This window comes from Pseudoalteromonas nigrifaciens (genome assembly GCF_002221505.1).
Taxonomy (GTDB): domain Bacteria; phylum Pseudomonadota; class Gammaproteobacteria; order Enterobacterales; family Alteromonadaceae; genus Pseudoalteromonas; species Pseudoalteromonas nigrifaciens.
This window is the reverse complement of the sequence record NZ_CP011036.1, coordinates 1,282,124-1,299,332: the sequence shown is the minus strand read 5'-3', so window position 1 is coordinate 1,299,332 and position 17,209 is coordinate 1,282,124. Positions and strand designations below refer to the sequence as shown.

General features: G+C 38.9%; 15 protein-coding genes and 2 tRNA genes. 9 read left to right on the top strand and 8 right to left on the bottom strand.

The window, feature by feature from the left end; genetic code table 11:
- The first annotated feature begins 96 nt into the window (after nt 1-96).
- Entirely contained in the window at nt 97-1,473 is a 1,377-nt protein-coding gene (locus PNIG_RS06315; RefSeq protein ID WP_011327848.1) for an L-serine ammonia-lyase, read from the top strand.
- Nucleotides 1,474-1,567: 94 nt separating this feature from the next.
- On the opposite strand, the gene cysB is transcribed toward PNIG_RS06315, so the two are convergent.
- Nucleotides 1,568-2,545 carry an HTH-type transcriptional regulator CysB gene (cysB, locus tag PNIG_RS06310; protein WP_011327847.1) on the bottom strand — a complete coding sequence of 326 codons (978 nt, stop codon included), beginning with the start codon at nt 2,543-2,545 and terminating at the stop codon, nt 1,568-1,570.
- 286 nt (nt 2,546-2,831) lie between these two features.
- Between cysB and PNIG_RS06305 the strand changes: the two genes are divergently transcribed.
- Complete coding sequence (locus PNIG_RS06305; RefSeq protein WP_011327846.1) at nt 2,832-3,590, top strand: hypothetical protein; 759 nt, start codon at nt 2,832-2,834, stop codon at nt 3,588-3,590.
- A gap of 75 nt (nt 3,591-3,665) precedes the next feature.
- Here PNIG_RS06305 and PNIG_RS06300 read toward each other — a convergent pair whose 3' ends face one another.
- Entirely contained in the window at nt 3,666-4,958 is a 1,293-nt protein-coding gene (locus PNIG_RS06300) for an NCS2 family permease (RefSeq protein WP_050754470.1), read from the bottom strand.
- A gap of 436 nt (nt 4,959-5,394) precedes the next feature.
- On the opposite strand from PNIG_RS06300, the gene PNIG_RS06295 reads away from it, so the two are divergent.
- Complete coding sequence (locus tag PNIG_RS06295) at nt 5,395-5,829, top strand: SulA-like leucine-rich domain-containing protein (RefSeq protein ID WP_011327844.1); 435 nt, start codon at nt 5,395-5,397, stop codon at nt 5,827-5,829.
- Nucleotides 5,830-5,869: 40 nt separating this feature from the next.
- Nucleotides 5,870-6,349 carry a YchJ family protein gene (locus PNIG_RS06290; protein WP_011327843.1) on the top strand — a complete coding sequence of 160 codons (480 nt, stop codon included), beginning with the start codon at nt 5,870-5,872 and terminating at the stop codon, nt 6,347-6,349.
- Nucleotides 6,350-6,560: 211 nt separating this feature from the next.
- Here the strand turns inward: PNIG_RS06290 and PNIG_RS06285 are convergent, their stop codons facing one another.
- From PNIG_RS06285 to PNIG_RS06275, 3 genes are all read right to left on the bottom strand, one after another.
- A complete protein-coding gene (locus tag PNIG_RS06285) occupies nt 6,561-7,481 on the bottom strand; it encodes a GGDEF domain-containing response regulator (RefSeq protein ID WP_089368017.1) in 921 nt (306 codons plus the stop codon).
- Nucleotides 7,482-7,787: 306 nt separating this feature from the next.
- Nucleotides 7,788-8,090, bottom strand: a complete 303-nt coding sequence (locus tag PNIG_RS06280) for a DUF6172 family protein (RefSeq protein ID WP_011327840.1) — start codon at nt 8,088-8,090, stop codon at nt 7,788-7,790.
- A 288-nt stretch (nt 8,091-8,378) separates the two neighbouring features.
- On the bottom strand, nt 8,379-8,906 hold the full coding sequence (locus tag PNIG_RS06275) for a VC2046/SO_2500 family protein (protein WP_011327839.1): 528 nt from the start codon (nt 8,904-8,906) through the stop codon (nt 8,379-8,381).
- 112 nt (nt 8,907-9,018) lie between these two features.
- Here PNIG_RS06275 and PNIG_RS06270 point away from each other — a divergent pair.
- Together PNIG_RS06270 and PNIG_RS06265 are read left to right on the top strand one after the other, a co-directional pair.
- Nucleotides 9,019-9,103, top strand: a tRNA-Tyr gene (locus PNIG_RS06270).
- 49 nt (nt 9,104-9,152) lie between these two features.
- Nucleotides 9,153-9,237, top strand: a tRNA-Tyr gene (locus PNIG_RS06265).
- A gap of 65 nt (nt 9,238-9,302) precedes the next feature.
- Here the strand turns inward: PNIG_RS06265 and PNIG_RS06260 are convergent.
- Nucleotides 9,303-9,989 (bottom strand): M48 family metallopeptidase, encoded by a 687-nt coding sequence (locus PNIG_RS06260; RefSeq protein ID WP_089368016.1) that lies wholly within the window; start codon nt 9,987-9,989, stop codon nt 9,303-9,305.
- A 162-nt stretch (nt 9,990-10,151) separates the two neighbouring features.
- On the opposite strand from PNIG_RS06260, the gene PNIG_RS06255 reads away from it, so the two are divergent.
- Both PNIG_RS06255 and PNIG_RS06250 read left to right on the top strand, forming a co-directional pair.
- Complete coding sequence (locus PNIG_RS06255) at nt 10,152-13,478, top strand: MHYT domain-containing protein (protein ID WP_089368015.1); 3,327 nt, start codon at nt 10,152-10,154, stop codon at nt 13,476-13,478.
- Complete coding sequence (locus PNIG_RS06250; protein WP_011327836.1) at nt 13,478-14,473, top strand: response regulator; 996 nt, start codon at nt 13,478-13,480, stop codon at nt 14,471-14,473. Before PNIG_RS06255 ends, PNIG_RS06250 begins: the two co-directional genes overlap by 1 nt.
- A gap of 1 nt (nt 14,474) precedes the next feature.
- Here the strand turns inward: PNIG_RS06250 and PNIG_RS06245 are convergent, their stop codons facing one another.
- Nucleotides 14,475-14,906 (bottom strand): VOC family protein, encoded by a 432-nt coding sequence (locus tag PNIG_RS06245; protein ID WP_089368014.1) that lies wholly within the window; start codon nt 14,904-14,906, stop codon nt 14,475-14,477.
- Nucleotides 14,893-15,552, bottom strand: coding sequence for an HD domain-containing protein (locus PNIG_RS06240; protein WP_011327834.1), 660 nt, complete (start codon nt 15,550-15,552; stop codon nt 14,893-14,895). The genes PNIG_RS06245 and PNIG_RS06240 overlap by 14 nt, the downstream gene beginning before the upstream one ends.
- Nucleotides 15,553-15,704: 152 nt before the next feature.
- Between PNIG_RS06240 and PNIG_RS06235 the strand changes: the two genes are divergently transcribed.
- Entirely contained in the window at nt 15,705-16,895 is a 1,191-nt protein-coding gene (locus PNIG_RS06235) for a class I SAM-dependent methyltransferase (protein WP_011327833.1), read from the top strand.
- Nucleotides 16,896-17,209 lie beyond the last annotated feature (314 nt).

Here is a 17,209-nt window from a genome sequence, read left to right as displayed (position 1 = left end):
TCTTGATTAATGGTTACATAGTCACAATTTAGCGTTACTATACACGACCGTTCAAAAAAGCAGCCTAGTGCTGAGTAAACACAGAAGAGACACATTATGATAAGTGCATTTGATATGTTTAGTATTGGTATTGGCCCTTCTTCGTCACATACCGTTGGCCCAATGCGCGCATCTCGTTTATTTGTTAATGACCTACAAGAAAAACAATTATTAGCAAACGTTACCGACATTAAAGTAGAGCTATATGGATCGTTAGGCCAAACTGGTATTGGCCACGGCTCGGGTAAAGCAGTAATACTTGGCCTTGCTGGGTATGATCCTGAAACCATCGACGCCGATTTGGTTGATACTATTTTAGCCACAATTGAAAAAGAACAAGTTATTTATTTAAATCAAACGCATAAGGCTAAATTCCCAAAGCAAGGGGCTATTGTTTTTCACCGTCGTAAAACGCTACCTAAGCACTCTAATGCAATGGAAATTATTGCCTCTAATAATGGCGAGAAGGTTTATAGCCAAATTTATTACTCAATTGGCGGTGGCTTTATTGTTACTGACCAAGATTTTGAAAACGAAAAACAAGCAGCGCTTGATATTCGTGAAGAAAACCCTGCACCTTTTCCGTTTGGTAGCGCACAAGAATTACTGGAAATGTGTAAAGAGTCGGGTTTCAGTGTATCTACTTTAATGATGCATAACGAAAAAACACTACGCAGCGAAAACGACATTAAAGACGAGTTATTTAATATTTGGCAGGTAATGAAAGCCTGTATTGAGCGTGGTATGCGTACCGAAGGGATTTTACCAGGCGGTTTAAAAGTAAAACGTCGTGCTCCTAATTTACATTTAAAACTTAATGTTGAAGTAAGTAACGACCCCCTACGTGCTATGGATTGGGTCGACTTATTTGCTTTAGCTGTAAATGAAGAGAACGCCGCAGGCGGGCGTGTTGTAACCGCGCCTACCAATGGCGCAGCGGGTATTTTACCAGCAGTACTTATGTATTATCATACTTTTATAAAAGAAGTTGATCGCGACATAGTTACGCGTTATTTATTAACCGCCGCCGCTATCGGTATTTTATATAAAAAGAACGCCTCTATTTCGGGTGCCGAAGTAGGTTGCCAAGGTGAAGTGGGCGTGGCTTGCTCAATGGCTGCAGGCGCACTTACCGAAATTGTAGGTGGTAATGTAGTGCAAGTAGAAAATGCCGCCGAAATTGGCATGGAGCATAACTTAGGGCTTACGTGTGACCCAGTTGGTGGCTTAGTGCAAGTACCGTGTATTGAACGCAACGCCATGGGCGCGATAAAAGCAATTAATGCGTCACGCCTTGCAATTCGTGGTAGTGGTGAGCAAAAAGTATCACTCGATAAAGTGATTAAAACTATGCTCGAAACCGGTAACGATATGAAAACTAAATATAAAGAAACCGCTCGTGGTGGTTTAGCCGTTAATATAATTGAGTGTTAACACACTTAATTATAATTAAAAAAGGCGCCTGTTTAAAAACAGGCGCCTTTTTTATTAGCTACTTTTAACAGTTAAGTATTAGATACCGAAACAATTATTTAACTGGCAATTCTATATCAGCAAATAACTTATCAACATCTTCTTGGTTGCGTAATAAGTTAGCACGCTCTACTCGCTCTTTAGTTAAGTGTGGTGCAAAGCGTTCAATAAAGTCATACATATAAGTGCGTAAAAAACTGCCTTTTCTAAAACCAATTTTAGTGGTACTCGCTTCAAATAAATGGCTGGCATCAATACACACTAAATCAGTATCACTGACCTGGTCAATCGCCATTGACGCAACCACTCCAACGCCTAATCCTAAGCGTACATACGTTTTAATAACGTCGGCATCGGTGGCGGTAAATACTATGTGCGGCTCAAGCCCATGAGCACTAAATGCTTTATCTAGTTCTGAGCGGCCAGTAAAGCCAAATACATAAGTAATAAGCGGATATTTTGCAATATCAGCCACGGTTATACTATTGGCTTTTTTAGCTAATGGATGGTCTTTTGCCACCACAATACTACGGTTCCAATGATAACAAGGTAGCATAACAAGGTCTGAATATAAGTGTAGTGCTTCTGTTGCAATAGCAAAGTCGGCATCGCCACGTGCAGCTGCATCTGATATTTGCTGCGGTGTACCTTGGTGCATATGAAGTGACACTGCGGGGTATTTTTTCATAAACCCTTTAATAACATTCGGCAATGCGTAACGTGCTTGGGTATGAGTAGTGGCAATATTAAGCTTACCTTGATCAGGTAAAGTATGCTCATGAGCAACCGCTTTAATACCTTCCACTTTTGAGAGGATTTCGCGCGATATATTAATGACTTCTTCACCGGCACTCGTTACATGCGTTAAATGTTTACCACTGCGACCAAAAATTTGAATACCTAACTCATCTTCAAGCATGCGCACTTGCTTAGAAATACCTGGTTGTGAGGTAAATAAACTTTCAGCTGTTGCTGAGACATTTAATTTATGATTTTGAACTTCTACAATATATCTAAGTTGTTGTAATTTCATAGCTATGTATTTTCGTTATTATTCGTTTTTGAGGGGGTAAATACTTTATCTTTAAAAACTGACCACCCGACAAATGGTAGGTTTTAATTGATAATATCGTATTTAATAAATATAGGCTTAGGCTAGCACAATAAATATACTTCAGATAGCAATGATTATCATATAAAGCATTAAGATTTAAACGCTTTCTTAGCCTGCTTTTATAGTTAATTAGCGCAAAGTTTTCCTGTTCTTATATATTTAATGTAAGATTGAGCAATTAGGTTTAGAACCCGAGAACTGTAACATGATCGTCTCTATTATAATTATACTCATTGTTGCTCTTATTGTGATTGCGCTTTGGGTAAGTGCGGTGCAACAGCATAAAGAAAAACAAGAAGCTGATCGCCGTAAAGAACTAACCAAACAAAAAGCTATCATTGAGGAAACCGAGGAAGCGTTAATGAATAACGCTAATATCCCGTTTTCAGATAACACACTACGTGTTTTACAGCGTCGTAATCATGATGCGCTTAGTACCATGGTATCGCTTTCACCTGGTTCTAAAATATTAAAAAACCGTTTAAATGAAGCGAAAGAGCGTTTGAATAACCCAGTTCAAGGAAGCAATAGCGAATCGCTTTCACTGCCAAGTAACGATAAGCAATTGGTATCGCTAATACAGGGCATAAAAAAATTACGTATTATTCTACGCTCTGAGCACAATAAAGGTAACCTCGATAGCCAACTATTTGTAATTGAAGACAAACGAATGGAAAAACTGCAGTTACAAATAAATATTGAAAGCCAAATTAAACGTGGTTTATCGGCGCGCTCTGCAGGCATGGTAGGTTCAGCTAGGCAGTATTTTGAAAAAGCCCATGCTTCACTCAGTGCGGTATCGTATAGCGATCCATATGTAACTGCTAAATACCAAGAAGTAGAAGGCTACTTAGAAGCTATTAGTGTTGAGTTAAGAGCATCGAATGCCAATGCACTTAAAAAGAAAACTGAGCAAGAGCAAGATGACCTAGATGTTTTATTTGCTCCGAAAAAGAAATGGTAAATTAGTACTAAAACTTATAAAAAAAGCCCATACAATTTTGTATGGGCTTTTTTTATTGATAGATAAATAAGTTTTTTAAGATAAAAATGCAAACTTAACAATAAACAATGCCGTTAAAATCCACACACTAATACTTACTTGATCCTTTTTACCGCATAACACCTTAACCGCGGTGTAAGAAATAAACCCAAGCGCTATACCATGAGCAATAGAAAATGTCAGCGGGGTCATTAATAACACCACACTAACAGGAATGGCATCTGTCATGTCGTCCCAGTTTACAAACTTTAAGTTTTGTAGCATAAGTACCGAAACATATAAAATAGCACCGGCAGTGGCATACGCTGGCACCATTTGCGCTAGTGGCGCAAAAAACATCATCAATAAAAAACAAATACCCACAACAACGGCTGTTAAGCCTGTGCGTCCGCCTACAGAAACGCCAGCCACCGACTCTATGTAAGATGTAGTAGTAGATGTACCAAGCATTGCACCAGCAATAGTGGCAGTGCTATCAGCGCTAAGAGCGCGCCCTAAACGTGGCATATTGCCTTTTTCATCTGCAAGCCCTGCTTTTTGCGTGACCGCAACCAAGGTGCCTGAGGTATCAAATAAATCTACAAATAAAAATGCAAAAATAACACTCAACATTGAAAGCTCAAATGCCGCACTAAAATCAAGTTGCATAAAGGTTGGTAAAATTGACGGCGGCATAGACATAACCCCCTGATATTCAACCAAACCAAAAGCCAAAGCAATACCTGTTACCAGTAAAATACTAATTAACACACCACTTTTAAAATCGCGATATAACAATGCCGCAATCACAAAAAAACTTAAAATAGCAAGTAATGGCCCAGGTGCAGTAATATCACCTAGTTGCACTAAGGTTGCAGGGCTAGATACTATGATCCCTGCACTTTTAAGCGCAATTAGCGCCAAAAAAGCACCAATACCGGTCGCTATTGCTTGTTTTAGCACCAGTGGAATGGCATTAATAATCCACTCTCGTACTTTAAATAAACTTAAAAATAAAAATATACAACCCGACATAAACACAGCACCTAATGCCGCTTCCCAGGTATAGCCCATTCCTAAAACAACGCCATAGGTAAAAAAAGCATTTAATCCCATACCCGGCGCTAACGCTAACGGATAATTGGCCCATAGGCCCATAATAAAACAGCCTATTGCAGCTGCAATACATGTAGCTACAAACGCAGCGCCTTGATCCATTCCTGCTTGGGCAAGCATTGCTGGATTAACAAAAACAATATAAACCATAGTAATAAAAGTAGTCATACCGGCAACACATTCACGTTGTACTGAGGAATCATTTGCGCGGATTTTAAATAAGGCTTCGAGCATAACAAACTTAAGGTAGTAAAAAGTGGCGAGATTTTAGCATAAAAATAGCGAAATACCGGACATTTTACCTTGTTATGCATTAAGTTATTGAAGTAGCTGAAATAATAAATATGACACGGTAATACGTATGTACTTCAGGTTTTAAAAATAATAATTACCGTGCTTATATGCTGAGCAATCAGCTTTACTTTAACGTAAATAATAGAGCATAAAGTACTGTATAGGTGCTATTCGCCGCATAACTTTAATAAAAAATATAAATATATACCTAAAATATTAACGCTCTGTTTTTAATAGTTATTTTTGTTTTTTTATCCGTGTAAAAATTTAAAACTGAATGACTGTACAAATAATTAGCAAAAAAACACTTGCACCATAACACTGTATAAACTACTGTATATGGGTACTGTATAAAAACCCAGTGAGTGAGAAATTTATGTTACAGCCTATTACCGTAAGAACCGTTAAAAGTTATCAGCAAGACGATAAAAGTGATTGTGTAAATTTAATTCAAATTGAAGATGAAATTTCAGCAACCTTTGAATTGCTTAAAGTATTACACCAATACAACAGCTTAAATGCATGGACACTGCTGATTGCCCCTGACCATGTACCGAGTAAAGCCTTGCTTGATTCATGCTCCATTGACACCAGCAAATTACTGGTGATCAGGCAAAAACATTTAGTAAACTTAGAGTATGTACTTAGCTCGGCGCTGCACAACGGAAACTTTGCTGCGGTTATTACCTGGACTGATATTATTAATGATCAACAGCTGACACAGCTATCATTAAATTTAAGCACTACAAATACTAAGCTTTACTGTTTTACTAAAAATACTCACAACCTTGAGATACCACTAACTCAATAAGCTTGTTAAACTCGTGTTTTAAACACTTTATATTAATATTATGACCTCATTAACGACTTCTCCTTGCTTTTGTGGCAGCCAGCAAAATTATGCTGACTGCTGTGAACCACTTCATTTAGCATCAAAAATAGCTGAAACACCTGAGCAACTTATGCGTGCTCGCTACAGTGCATATGTACTTAAAAATGCAACTTATGTTTATCAAACTTATGCAAGTGAAAAACAGGCAGAAAACCCTGTAAAAGAGATTAAAGACTTTGCTGATAGCTGCCGCTTTATAAAGCTAACCGTCATCGACACTGAGCACGATGCAAGCGAAGGCTTTGTAACATTTAAAGTAAATTACTTTTACCAAAACCTATATTGCGAGTTGCACGAAAAGTCGTTGTTTATTAAACAAGATGGGCAGTGGCGCTACCTTGAAGGCACACTATTTCCGGTAGCCGATATTAAAATAAGCAGAAATGACAACTGCCCTTGCCAAAGTGGCAAAAAATATAAAAAGTGTCATAGCGTATAACAAACTGCAGCTGTGCGGTGAGTAAAGTAGGTAATTACAGGCAACTGAACCTTAAATACATCCAATAGCCATGCCTAGGGTTGGCTGTTACAGGCGATGTGTATGGCTAAAATAAAATTTTACTTTCGAGCAACTATTGGCAATTTACATACCTATAGGCCTGTGTTAATAACTGCTCTACCGTATATTTTGGTATTGGGTTCGCTGCGCTTTAAAAGCACACTGTATTTCGCCCTTGTGCTTTAGCGGCGTACATTTTTTTATCTGCGCGTTGCAAAATATCCATGTTGCCTTCGTCTGATTGCAATAACGTAGCTCCACCTATACTTATAGTGACAAATTCAAACTCTGAGTACTTATGTAAAACACCTAAGCCATATATGTTATTTTTAATTTTTTCAGCAACACAGCGAGCGCCTTCCTCGTTGGTATGGGGTAGCACAACCACAAATTCTTCGCCGCCATAGCGGGCAACAAAATCGCTTGGCCTTTGCAGGCTGTTGGCAATTGTTTGAGCAACTAAGTGTAAAACAACGTCGCCTTCTACGTGTCCATAAATATCGTTGTATTGCTTAAAGTAATCAATATCCATAAGTAATAAAGCATATTGTGTATTCTCTCTTAATGCACTCAATTGTATTTTATTAATATGAGTATCAAAATAACGACGGTTAAATACTTTAGTTAAGTCATCAAGAAACACTTTTTGACTTAATAAGTCATGTTGCAGCTTAATAGTTAAGTGCGCTCTTACTCTTCTGTATAAGGTTTCTGGGTTAATCGGTTTTTGAATAAAGTCTACCGCACCCGCTTCCCAGCAGTCCTCTTCTTGCTTTTCAAAGGAGGTAACAAATATAACGGGAATGTCTTGGGTTTGTGTCGTCGTTTTAAGTTTTAAACAGGTTTCTATACCGCATATGCCATCCATTGAAATATCCAGCAGTACGATATCGGGAGTATTAGATTTACATATTTCAACTGCTTCTTCACCGCTGTTGGCGGTGTTAACAATAAAGTGCTTTGATAATATTTTTTTCAGTACAATTATGCTAAGTAACTGATCATCAACAATGAGAACTTTTGAGGTTTTAAGGCTAAGTTTTAAATCGCTATCGGCATAATTTAATGGCATAAATACTACTGTTTTCTATAATTATCAACTAACACAGTATAATACAGTCTTATGTTATGCAAATGTATTAAAGTTGGGTTTTTAATCAAACTTACAACCAAATATAAAAATGGCGATACAGAGTTGTTGTTAATTGTTTTAGAAAATCACGGCCATAATTTTCAGGGTAATACTGAAAGTAAGCACTGCTTATAAGCTGCTTGTACTTGAATGCTCAAGGTTTAAATCGCGTTTGTATAAACGTACAAACAAAAAATGGGCCACTAGGCCCATTTTAAAAATTACGCAAATTACTTTATAAGCGTCTTATTCGTCGTCATCCAAATCTGGTTGTTGACGTTGAGCTGGGCGCGCTAATATTTCTACATAAAAAGAAGTTAAGCTTTGCTTTTCTATTTCGCTTATATGATTACTAAGCTCTGCAACGTGCACTACTTGTGCATCTTCAGCGGTATTACCAAACTTACAATCAAACGCCCAGTAATCAGCATCGAGTGGTAGAGTTTTGTTACGCTCTCTTTTCAAATATTTTTTCACTTCATGCTTTGCGGCGTCAACCATACGAGGATATTTGATTTTCTCGTGATTTAGCGTGAATATTTTCTTCATTACGTTCCTAATTACCTTGGTTTAATGATAACGGCATTTAATGTCATACCATTTGAGCCTATTATAGCAATTGCATTTAATTTTTGGATGCTTTTTTTATATTAAATCAATTATTAATCCATTAATAAAATAAAGTATCGCTAAAATGCGCTTAAGTGTAGAGAGTTAGCGGCTTTATATTACAGACAAGTAACTTAATAGTTAGAGTGATGGCGCAATCGTTTGCCAAGTTCTATTAATATGATTGGTTATTGCAATATCAAAGCAGTTACAGCGTACGCTTTATAATTAAGCGCTTACTAAATGCAATGGGTGGTGAAGCGCATCATTATTTAGGCTTTCGTAAAAGGCAGCAGCATCGAGTTGCGGGTTAGATAGTTGCGTTTGTGTGTTATTTATACGCCTGCGCACTGCTAATTCACAATTATCACGCACCTGAAGCGGAATATGGCTTACATCATCTCTTATAAACAATGGTTCAGGGTTTAAACAGTGATTTAATTTAATATCGCTCATTCCAGCGCGTTCCCCTGCTTGCATTAATAGTGAGGCGTTAAACTGCCCTATCAAGATATCAAACTTATCTGGCGCTAAAAGTTGCTTTGGACCTGCTCCTATTTGTTTGCGAAGGGTATCTTCGCCAACAGTTGAATCTTCAATTTCTGTTTTTGGTAAATGGAATTGGCTAAAATCGAGTGCATCATGAGATAGCATAGCGAGTAAAAGCGCAAACTCTCCTCGGCGCTTTTCATGCACACTTTTATTAAGTCGAGTGTTGAGCTGACTCTCTGTGATTAACAAATCACCGATTTGCATAGACTTTAGCCGATTGAAGTAAGTAATACCTATTTATCGGCTTTATTTCATTTTTCTTTAGCTTTTTTCTTTACTTAAATACGATGTTTGCTATTATCAGCGCCGTTGCATTGGAGGGGTTCCCGAGCGGCCAAAGGGATCAGACTGTAAATCTGACGGCTCAGCCTTCGCTGGTTCGAATCCAGCTCCCTCCACCACTTTTCTTACCGCTAAGTTAAGTGGGGCCAAATGTAACAAAATTAGTGTGGAGGGGTTCCCGAGCGGCCAAAGGGATCAGACTGTAAATCTGACGGCTCAGCCTTCGCTGGTTCGAATCCAGCTCCCTCCACCACTTTTCTACTTATATAGTTACTACATTCCTTGTTAGTAATCTCCGTGTTTTTTCTTAGTAAAACATTAAAATACCCATTGTAAACTCATACCATATTGTTTTAGCCATAACGTACTTGCTTTATAGTCGGGACAAAATTGTGCTACGCGCTGCCAAAATGCTTTGCTATGATTTAAATGTCGTAAATGCGCCAGCTCATGCACTATTACATAATCAATAATGCTATGTGGTGCACCAATCAATAATAAGTTAAATGTTAACGCCCTTTTACTATTACAACTTCCCCATTTGCGTTTATAAACTGCAATATTTAAATCGTTAGGCAGCGCTTCTTGCATCAGCGTGCAAAAGTCATTAAGTCGCATTTCAATGTATGCGGTTAACTGCTCTTTTAAATACGCCTCTAAAAGTAATTGGTACTTTTGCTGCTGATGCTTAACACGAGCAGAAACGGTAATAAGCAGGCCATCTTGTTGGCGCTCCACTGTAGAGGTATTGCCTTGCTGAAACGTTAAATTAATTGCTTCTGAAAAAACCCAGATCTTTTTGTCCTTAAGTGGATACTGTTTTGTATCAACCAAAGTAAGCTGTTTTTGCAGCTGCGCCTCAACCCATGATTTTTTTTCTAATAACCAGTTATCGAGCACTTTTTTTTGTACGTGATGGGGGGCATATACCGTCACATTTTGATTATGCACTTTAATAGCAACGGTCTTTCGTCGGGTACTTTTTTTTAGTTGGTAGGCAAACAAATTAATCTCTCACACTATACTAGCTAGGGGCTACTTTTCGTCTAATGGTTAGTTAATGCCGTGTTGTTTATTTATAGCTTAATAAGCAATCATAAAATTAACGGTTTATTAATTAATTAATTCTATTAAACTACACGATTAAAATGCCTATTTAGAGCCGCCATGTTATCAGCTTTCTTTATTACTGACCAAGATCCTAGTTTAATTATAAACGGGGTTTACGATCCCCTTTTGGTTTCTCTTTCAGTTTTAATAGTCATATTTGCCGCTTTTTTTACTACAAAACTCATTGATTTAGCTAAAAAAACTACTTTCCCAAGCTATCAACGTTTAGCTACTGTAACCGCTGCAGCTGTTTTTTCTGCGGGCATTTGGAGCATGCATTTTATTGGTATGTTAGCTTTTTCCTTGTGTACTAACATTAAATATAACCCAACTATTACCTTACTCTCTTTTATACCGGCATTTTTGGCATGCCAATATGCTGTATCTATACTGGTAAAAAGTAATGGTAACTTTAAAGTATTAGCTGTTTGCTCAGTATTATTCGGCTCGGGTATTGGCACTATGCATTACAGTGGTATGGCAGCGATGGAGCTTGCGCCTATGCTACGGTATGACCCAGTTATGTTTGGGTTGTCTATTTTAGTGGCCGTTGCCCTATCGTTTATAGCTTTATATAGCCACTTTAACCTTGAAAGAGTTTTCCCTCGGTTATCACAGTTACAAATTCGTTCAACCAGCGCCGTTATATTAGGCTTTGCTGTTACTGGTATGCATTATATGGGTATGGCAGCAACCCGTTTTGTAGCAACTTCCCCACTAATTTACGCAGACGAAAATGCGTCTGCTGGGCTTACATTTGTTGCAATTGCGGTTGCCACTGCAACTGTTGCAATAACCAGCGTGGTTGCTGTAATTAATGGCATGGTACGCTATAAACTGCTGCTTGAAGAAAAGTCAGCCGACGAGTCGCGGTTAAACGCCATATTAGAAACAGCAATAGATGGCATTGTGACTATTGATCATCAAGGTATTATTTTAAGCTTTAATGAAGCAGCAAGTAAGATTTTAGGTTGGCACGAACATGAGTTACAAGGTAAAAGTGTACAGATTCTTTTAAATGATAATAACGCTCTAAATAATGCGTCATCATCTGGTGATATGACTCTTGATCTAAGCGCTATTATAGGCATAAACCGCGATACTTTTGCTAAACATAAAGATAACCATTTGATCCCTGTGCGCCTTGGTATTGGACAAGTGACGCAAACTGGGCAACCTCCTTTGTATGTTGGCTTTATTACTGACTTAACGCAGCAACGAGCGCTACAAAAAACGGTCGTTGAAAATGAGCAAAAATATCGCTCATTAATGCAAAATATGCCAGGCGTTGCCTTTAGATGTAAATTCGATACTAACTACACCATGCTATTTGTTAGCCCAAGTATATTGGATTTAACTGGCTATACACCAGATGAATTTATTGAGCAACACATTGAGTTTACAGACCTGATTTTAAAGTCTGATCAACAAATGATTATTACCACGCTCACTAATGCCGTTACCGAAAAGCGTCAATACTCTGTTGAATATAGAATTCGCCATCGCAACGGCGCAACTGTATGGGTATTAGAGAAAGGTAGTTTTGACTTTAATAATACCGATGTTGCGCAGTGGATTGATGGTGTACTTGTTGATATTACTGAGCGCAAAGAGTATGAAGCAAAATTAGAGCACGCTAAACTGCAAGCAGAAGAAGCTGCAAATGCTAAGCAATCTTTTATGGCAAATATGAGCCATGAAATACGCACCCCTATGAATGCAATTATTGGCTTTAGCGATCTGCTTATGGATACACCGCTAAGTAAAGAGCAGCAAAAGCACCTTGTTACGGTTAACAATGCAGCACGCTCTTTGCTACGCCTACTTAATGAAATTCTCGACTCTGCAAAGTTAGAACGAGGAAAGCTAACCATTGAGCCTGTGCATTTTAATTTAAAGCCCGTTATCGACAGTATTATTTCAACTTTTTGGTTAGAAGCTAAAAAGAAAAACCTTAATTTAACGCTTAATATTAATAAATCAGTTAGCACCGCATACTACGGTGATCCCGACCGCCTTAGGCAAATACTTACAAACCTTATTGGTAACGCTATTAAATTTACTGAGCAAGGCGCTGTTACTGTTACCGTAAGTACCACACAAAATAATCACCTATTTTTTGAAGTACAAGATACAGGCATTGGTATTGCTAAAGATCGTATTAAAGCGGTTTTTCAGCCTTTTGTGCAAGCCGATGGCACGACCACACGTCGATTTGGTGGCACAGGTTTAGGCACAACAATAAGTAAACAATTAGTAGAGCTTATGCATGGCTCAATTGATTTAGTGAGTGAAGTTGATAAAGGCAGCTGCTTTTACTTCTCATTACCTTTTACTGTTGGTGATGAAAATAAAATAGATTATTTTGAAGGCCTACATACCGAACTACCTCCGCTTAGAATATTAGTGGTTGATGATATAGAACAAAATACAGAGCTACTTTCTATATTACTTTCGCGAGATCAACACACAGTAACCACTGCAAGTAATGGTTTAGAAGCCATTGAGGCGTTTAATCAGCAAGACTTTGATGTCATTTTAATGGACATTCACATGCCTGAATGTGACGGTATTGAGGCCACCATTAAAATTCGTGCATTGGAGCAACTAAAACAAATAAAATTTACGCCTATTATTGCCTTAACAGCCAGCGTGTTACAGCAAGATAAACTAACCGCTAAAAATGCAGGCATGAATGGGTTTGCTAATAAGCCGGTTGATATCAACCAACTGAATCAAGAGATAGCACTGGTGCTTGGACTTGGCTTAGCAAAAGAAACATTAATTGCGCAAACCGACCCCGATGCCAAGCACATAGATTTTGAAAAAGGGTTAGCTTTGTGGGGCTCTAAATGTAAACAGCTTACCGAAATTACTAAATTTGTTAATACCAACGAAAAGCAATTTATAAGCTTATTTAAGCTGCAACTAAGCGATATTAAAAGTGTTTATACGCTTATTCACACGTTAAAAGGCGTGGCTGGTAATTTAGGGTTATTAACCTTAATGACACTGTTAACGCGTTTAGAGAACGCAGACGATGAAGCTGTGCTAACCAGCGTTTTGGCAGATATAAAAACTGAATTGGCGCTTATCGGCCAATTATTAGCAAGCACTATATGTAAAGAGCCCGCCAAACTTATCGACAATGCTGAGCCGTTATCAACAGCTGAGCTAATAGAAATTTGCCAAGAACTCTATGCTGATGCACAAAATGCCGAACTTAATGATGATCTTCTCGAACAGTTACAACGTAAATGTATAGTATCAGTACAAGTAGATATAGATGAAATAGCCAGTGCCTTTGATGAATTCGACTTTGATAACGCGCAAGTTAAATTAGCAAATTTACTTAAAAAGTTAACCCTAAGGAGAATTAATTAATGGATTTTATTCTAGATAAGCCGCGCATATTAATTGTTGACGACGAGCCTGCAAACTTAAAAGTAATGCGCGAGGTGCTTGGTAATCAATATAGAATGTCGTTTGCTAAATCGGGCGCTGCCGCTATAGCATTACTTGAAAAAGAACTACCAAAGCTAATTTTACTCGATATTATGATGCCTGATATGAATGGCTTTGAAGTATGCCAAATTGTTAAAGCTAACCCTGCAACATCGCATATCCCTATTATTTTTGTTACTGCGCTAAGTGATGAAAGTGATGAATTTAAAGGTTTTGAACTAGGCGCTGTAGACTATATAACCAAACCCATTAGCCCTGCTATTGTACGGGCACGTGTTAAAACTCACCTGTCGTTAGTGCAAGCTGAGCAGCTAAAACAAGCTCATGTCGATTTAGTACAGCGTTTAGGTCGTGCTGCAGAATATAAAGACACCGATACCGGTGAGCATATTATACGTATGAGTCAATACAGCAAAGTACTTGCATTGGCGCTGGGTATGGATGAGCAACACGCCGAATTATTACGCCAAGCAGCCCCTATGCACGATGTGGGTAAAATAGGTATTCCGGATGCCATTTTGCTAAAACCCGGAAAGTTAACTGCCGATGAGTTTACCCACATGAAAGAGCACGCTTTAATTGGTGCACAAATTTTAGCAAATTCATCATCGCCACTATTACAACTGGCGCATGTGCTGGCAATTGAACATCATGAAAAGTGGGATGGTACTGGCTACCCCAATGGCCTAAAAGGAGAAGCCATATCGCTGGAAGGGCGTATTGTTGCCATTGCCGATGTATTTGATGCACTTACCTCAAAACGCCCCTATAAAGAGCCTTGGAGCATAGAGCAAACTCTAGAACATATGCAACAACAAGCCGGTAAACACTTCGACCCGCAATTGGTTGAGCTATTTATTGGCAAAATTGACGATATTATTGCCATAAAAAATGCTCATCAGGAGCGATTTTAATTTAGCTCTTTTTGGCTGTATTCGAGCCTAATAATACCTGCTGATACACAGTTTTAATCTGCGTATAGTCATGAGAGGTAATTTCATGGCTATTTCCGCTGTTATCTTTAAAATAAATTGAAAACGTAACGCCGTGATCAGCTAATACTGTTTTAATATTTAGGTGTTCAAAATGCTCAAGCCATGCAATAAATTGCTCCCCAGTGGCTAAAAAAGCAATGCCTTTACTACGTCCCTGTGCAGTAAATAACGCTAAACGCGTGGTAGCATTTGCATCTTCAAGGGTTAATGGCCCTTTGCCATCTTCATTCCAAAAGGCGAGCGCTTCAACCACACTAAAACCTAAAACACGCTCATACCATTTAACCGCTTGCGCTAAATCATCCACATTTAAATGACAATGATCAATCCCAGCTAGCTTAGGTATACTCACGCTGCTCTCCTATTTCAGACTTTAGTTGCTCTAAAAAGTCATGCATATACTCTGTACGTCTTAGTGCTTCGGCCTTAGCCGAGGGAGTATTCATGCTTTGAGCTATGTGTAATAACTTAATAAAAAAATGATCAAGCGTGTATTTTTTATCATCTGCTTCGCGTTGTAGGCAAAATGGGTCATCCGGGTTATATAGTAATCGACTTATTGAGCCACCTACTTTCATGCAGCGGCTTATACCAATCGCGCCTAGTGCGTCCATTCTGTCTGCGTCTTGCACTATTTGTGCTTCTACTGAGTTCACTTTAATATTGGCGCTAAAGCTATGCGCCGCTATTGCATGATGAATTTGAGTAAATAATTGCGCGTCGTAATTAATAGAAGCTAAAAAAGCAATCGCTTTATCGGCGGCCATAGTAGAGGCTTTAGCCCTATCTGGGTGGTTTTTAGCCACGGCTACACAGTCGTGTAACCATGCAGCCGGGAGCACTACCTTCATATTAGCTTGCTCTGCATCGCACAATTTAATAGCAACCCGAACTACGCGTTCAATATGGGTTATATCATGCGCCACATCGGCATGAATTAGTGTGGTAATAAAGGCTCTGCACTGTAAATTGAGCTGCTGCAGCTCAGGGCTTAACATTATGTCTGTCACAACGTGTTCCAAATACCTAATTAACATATTGAATTAGCCATACTTTACCGCGATTTATGGGCTCCATGCAAAACATTCATTGTATGTTGCCCTTGCCTTGACTAAAATACAGCGCTTATTTATTACTACTGAGAAGCTTTATGACATCTGCCGTTTACCTGCAAGCTGGCCGCGATAAATCATTAAAAAGAAAACACCCTTGGTTATTTTCCAAAGCCATCAAAAAAATTAAAGGTAAACCAGGTCTAGGTGACACAGTTACTATTCACGATAGTGAAGGTAAATTTTTAGCAACAGCAGCTTATAGCCCACATTCACAAATTCGTGCCCGTGTTTGGAGCTTTGACGAAAAAGAAGTTATTGATCAACACTTTTTTGAACGCCGCCTACGTCGTGCACTAGAAGCCCGTAGCCAAGTAATCGAAGAAGGTGGTTTAACTGGCTTTAGACTCTGCGCCGCAGAATCAGATTTTTTACCCGGCGTTACCATAGATAAGTTTGACAACGTATTAGTGTGTCAATTACTTAGCGCGGGTGCTGAGCGTCATAAAGGTGAAATTGTTGGCGCGTTAATGGCTATATTCCCTGGTATGAGCATTTACGAGCGCTCAGATGTAGAAGTGCGTACCAAAGAAGGCCTTGAGCCAATTAAAGGGGCATTATGGGGCAATGAACCAACTGCCCCAGTACTCATTGCAGAAAATGGCTTTAAAATTGAAGTTGATATTATTGATGGCCATAAAACCGGTTTTTATTTAGATCAACGCGATAGCCGCGCTGCACTTGAACGCTTTTCTAAAGACAAAACCGTATTAAACTGCTTTAGCTACACGGGTACATTTTCGTTGTATGCCCTACGTGGCGGCTGTAAACACGTAACTAACGTGGATGTATCGCAGCCAGCCCTCGATACAGCTAAGCGCAATGTTGAGCATAACAATCTTGATTTAGATAAGGTTGATTTTGTCAAACAAGATGTATTTAAGTTACTGCGTCAATACCGCGAAGACGGTGTATTGTTTGACACTATAGTAATGGATCCGCCAAAGTTTGCCGACAACAAAGCACAACTTACTGGTGCGTGTCGTGGCTATAAAGATATAAACATGATTGCTATGCAAATATTAAAACCAGGTGGCACCTTATTAACCTTCTCGTGTTCGGGCTTAATGGAGCAAAACTTGTTTCAAAAAGTGGTGGCTGATGCAGCCCTTGATGCTGGTAAAGACTTACTTATTATGGAGCGTTTAAACCAAGCCGCCGATCACCCTATTGCGGGTAGTTACCCTGAAGGTTTTTACTTAAAAGGCTTAATTTGTAAGGTTTACTAACGCCTAGGCTTGATTAGGGTCTGTTGATCTTTCAAGGTTGAATTTGCAGCAGTGTGTTTGGTATTTAGGCAAAGCAGAGCCTATGTGGTGTGGTTATTCCCCATAAATAGGCGATAACGTAGCATCAATGCCAAACAGGCACTGCCCGAAGGGTTCTGCCTAGGGGCGATTGACTCTTTGTTGCCTACATGGATGTAGGTAAGGGGCGTGAGCAGGACGCGGAAGCTTTGCTCGGTTTTTACTTAGCCCACTAGGTTACAAACCTCGCGCCGTGATTAAATCGCCCCTAGTTTGAACAAATTTCAATCCGCAAA